This window comes from Micromonospora sp. NPDC004551 (assembly GCF_040609975.1).
GTDB lineage: Bacteria > Actinomycetota > Actinomycetes > Mycobacteriales > Micromonosporaceae > Micromonospora.
Window position 1 is genome coordinate 1 of sequence record NZ_JBEXLM010000073.1, and the last position, 4,569, is coordinate 4,569.

A 4,569-nucleotide genomic window follows, 5' to 3' on the forward strand; every position below is an offset into this window, starting at 1 on the left:
ACATCCCGGCCCTGCGCCGCGACCAACCCGACACGATCGCGGTCACCACCGCCCTCGCCAGGCTGCACGTCACCGGCACACCCGTCGACTGGACCACCTGGTTCACCACCACCGGCCGGCAACCGCGCACCGTCGACCTGCCCACCTACGCCTTCCACCACCGGCGCTACTGGCTCGACGCCCGCACCCGCGGCCACGGCGACGACACCGACGACGCGGCGTTCTGGCAGGTCATCGAGAACGAGGACGTCGCCGCGCTCGCCGCCGCCCTCGCCGTCGACCCCGACGCGCCCCTCGCCACCGTGCTGCCCGCCCTCTCCGCCTGGCGACGCCGGCGGGAGAGCGAGACCGCCCTCGACTCCTGGCGCTACCGGGTCAGCTGGCAGCCGCTCCCCCACAGCGCCCGGTCCGAGGTCGGCGACCTCCTCCTCGTCATACCCGCCGACCTGACCGGGCCGGCGGCCGAGTGGGCGGCCGCGCTGGCCGCGCCCGGCGTACGGGTGCTGCCCGTGCCGCCGGGCACCGGGCGCGCCGAACTCGCCCGCCATCTCGGCGGGGTCACCCCTCCGGAGACCGTGCTGTCGCTGCTCGGCCTCGCGTCCGGGGCCCACCCGGACAGCGCCTCCGTGCCGGTCGGGCTCGCCGACACGGTCACCCTCGCCCAGGCGCTCGGCGACGCCGGGATCACCGCCCGGCTATGGATCGCCACCCGCCGTGCGGCCACCGCCGACCCCGACGACCCCACCGTCGAACCCAACCAGGCCCTGCTCTGGGGCCTCGGCGGCGTGCTGTGCGCCGAACACCCGCACCGCTGGGGCGGTCTCGTCGATCTGCCCGGGACGATCGACCCGCGCGCCGTACCCCGGCTGCGCCGGCTGCTCGGCGGCGAAACCGGCGAGGACCAGGTCGCGCTGCGAGCCTCCGGCGCGTACGCCCGGCGGTTGGTGCGGGCCGGACGGCCGGCCGGCGCCGGACGGAGCTGGACGCCGCGCGGCACCGCGCTCGTCACCGGCGGCACCGGGGCCCTCGGCGGGCACGTGGCCCGCGCTCTCGCCGCGGCGGGAGTCGACCACCTGCTGCTGGTCAGCCGGCGTGGCCCCGACGCGCCCGGCGCCGCCGGCCTGGTCGACGAACTGACCGCGCACGGCACCCGCGTCACCGTCGCGGCCTGCGACGTCGCCGACCGGGACGCGCTGCGCGACCTGCTCGCGGCGATTCCCGCCGACGCGCCGCTGCGCACCGTCGTGCACACCGCAGCGGCGCTCGACGACACGGTCGCCGACGCGCTGACCGTCGACCGGATGGCGACCGCCCTCCGGGCCAAGGTCGACGCGGCCCGCCACCTCGACGAGCTGACCCGCGACCACGACCTGTCGGCGTTCGTCCTGTTCTCCTCCCTCGCCGGCACCATGGCCGGGCCCGGCCAGGCCAACTACGCGCCCGGCAACGCGTGGCTCGACGCGCTCGCCTGGCGGCGCCGTGCCGAGGGGCTGCCCGCCACGGCCGTCGGCTGGGGCCTGTGGGCCGACGGTGGCGTCAGCGCGGGTGACGTGGAACGCCGGATGGCCCGCAGCGGCATCGGCGCCATGGATCCCGCGCGCGCCGTCCGCGCCCTCCACCGGGCACTCGACCACGACGAGACCCACCTCGTCGTCGCCGACGTCGACTGGGACCGGGTGGCCGCCGCACCCGGCCGGCGGCCGGACCCGCTGATCCGCGACCTGCTGAGCGCACCACCCGCCACCGACGCCGACCGGGCCACCGCCGGGACGGCCCTGCGGCGGCGGCTCGCCGGTCTCACCGAGGCCGAGCAGCTCGACGCCCTCCGCGAGCTGGTCCGCGCCGAGGTCGCCGCGGTCCTCGGCCACGGCGGCGCCGACCAGGTGCCGCCCCGCCGCGCGTTCCGCGACCTCGGCTTCACCTCGCTGACGGCCGTCGAACTGCGCAACCGCCTCGACGCCGCCACGGCCCTCACCCTGCCCGCCACGCTCGCCTTCGACCACCCCAGCCCGGACGCCCTGGCCGTCCACCTCCGTACCGAACTGCTCGGCGGGCAGGATCGGCCCGCGAACGGAACCCCGGGAGTACGCCCCGTCGACGACGACCCGATCGTCATCGTGGGCATGGGCTGCCGCTTCCCCGCCGGTGCCGGCTCACCCGAGGAGTTCTGGCGGCTCCTCGCCGACGGCGTCGACGCCATGGGCGACCTCCCGACCAACCGGCACTGGGACCTGGCCGGGCTGTCGCCGTCCGTGACGCACGGCGCCTTCCTCGACGACGCGGGCGCGTTCGACGCCCAGTTCTTCGGCATCTCGCCCCGCGAGGCGGTCGCCATGGACCCGCAGCAGCGACTGCTGCTGGAGACGTCCTGGGCGGCCATCGAGGACGCCCGGCTCGACCCGCTCACCCTGGCCGGCGGCCGGGTCGGCGTCTTCGCCGGCACCAACGGGCAGGACTTCGACCACCTCGTCCGGCGGGGCGGGGAAGACCTCGCCGGGTACGGCGCCACCGGCGCCACCGCGAGCGTGCTGTCGGGCCGGGTGGCGTACGCGTTCGGGTTCGAGGGGCCGGCGGTGACCGTGGACACCGCCTGCTCGTCGTCGCTGGTCGCGCTGCACCTGGCCGCCCAGTCGCTGCGCGCCGGCGAGTGCGACCTGGCCCTGGCCGGCGGTGTCACGGTGATGGCCACGCCCAGCGCGTTCGAGGAATTCGCCCGCCAACGCGGGCTCTCCTCGGACGGGCGCTGCCGCTCGTTCGCGGACTCGGCGGACGGCACGGGCTGGGGCGAGGGCGTCGGCGTGCTGCTGGTGCAGCGCCTCTCCGACGCCCGGCGCGACGGCCGCCGGATCCTGGCCGTGGTGCGCGGTTCGGCGGTGAATCAGGATGGGGCGTCGAACGGGTTGACGGCGCCGAACGGTCCGGCGCAGCAGCGGGTGATCCGGTCGGCGTTGTCGTCGGCGCGGCTGTCGGCTGCCGAGGTGGATGTGGTGGAGGCGCATGGCACGGGTACGACGTTGGGTGATCCGATCGAGGCGCAGGCGTTGCTGGCCACGTATGGGCAGGGGCGCGATGGGCAGGAACCTCTGCTGCTGGGCTCGGTGAAGTCGAACCTCGGGCACACGCAGGCTGCGGCGGGCGTGGCCGGTGTGATCAAGATGGTGCTGGCGATGCGGCACGGGATCGTGCCGGCGTCGTTGCACGTGGATGCGCCGTCGTCGAAGGTGGACTGGTCCTCGGGTGCGGTGAGTCTGGTGACTGAGAGCCGGGAGTGGCCGGTGGTGGCCCGGCCGCGTCGGGCGGCGGTGTCGTCGTTCGGCATCTCCGGCACCAATGCCCACGTGATCCTCGAAGCGCCGGAACCCGAGCCAGTCGAGGGCGAGGCGGCCATGCCAGTGGGCCGGGGCGGCGCGGCGTCGCCGGTCCGGGAGGTGAATCAGGCGGCACTGACGGGCGCCGCGTCGAGCGGTGACGGGGCCGAGAATGCCGCGGTCGGTACCTCGGCGGATCTGCCGGTGGTGCCGTGGCTGGTGTCGGCGCGTTCGGCGGAGGCCCTGGCGGGTCAGGCGACGCGGCTGGCCAAGCACGTCGAGGAGCACAGCGACCTGTCGATCGCGGATGTCGGCTGGTCCCTGGCGACCACCCGGGCCGCCCTGGAACACCGGGCGGTGGTGGTCGCCCCGGGCCGCGACGATCTGCTCGCCGGCCTGACCGCACTCGCCGAGGGAGGAAGCGCACCGGGCCTCGTCCTCGGCGAGCCCACGCCCGGCAGGCGCGCCCTGCTGTTCACCGGTCAGGGGGCGCAGCGCCCGGGGATGGGCCGCGAGTTGTACGAGCGGTTCCCGGTGTTCGCGGATGCGTTCGACCGGGTGTGCGCGTTCTTCGATGGCCGCCTGGATCGCTCGTTGCGGGAGGTGGTGTTCGCGGAGCCGGGCGGTGAGCTGGCCGGGTTGCTGGATCAGACGGTGTTCACGCAGGCGGGGTTGTTCGCCGTCGAGGTGGCCCTGCACGAGCTGCTGACCTCGTGGGGTGTGACCGCCGACTATGTGGCCGGTCATTCGATCGGTGAGGTGACCGCCGCCTACGTGGCCGGTGTGCTGTCGCTGGAGGACGCGTGTGTCCTGGTGGCGGCGCGGGGTGCGTTGATGCAGGCGTTGCCGGCCGGCGGGGGAATGCTCGCCGTCGCTGCATCGGAGGATGAGGTTCGGGATCTGCTGGATGGCTGCGGCATCCGGCTGGATGTGGCGGCGGTGAACGGGCCGCGGTCGGTGGTGCTGTCCGGGCCGACCGTCGACCTGGACCGGGTCGCGGAAGAGTGCGCGGGAAGGGGCTGGCGGGTTAAGCGTCTGCCGGTCAGTCACGCGTTCCACTCGCGGTTGATGGAACCGATGCTGGCCGACTTCCGCCGTGTTCTGGACGGTCTGACCTGGCATCAGCCGCGCCTGCCGATCGTGTCGAACCTGACCGGGCAGCTCGCCGACCCGGCGGAGATCGCCAGCCCGGGCTACTGGGTGCGGCACGTGCGTGAGGCGGTGCGTTTCGCCGACGGCATCGCCACCCTGCACGGCTTGG

1 protein-coding gene is annotated in these 4,569 nt (G+C 75.0%); it reads left to right on the forward strand.

What is annotated here, in order from left to right; genetic code table 11:
* Positions 1–4,569 (forward strand): SDR family NAD(P)-dependent oxidoreductase (locus tag ABZW14_RS34080; RefSeq protein WP_355355333.1); only part of this gene is annotated, 4,569 nt, incomplete at both ends.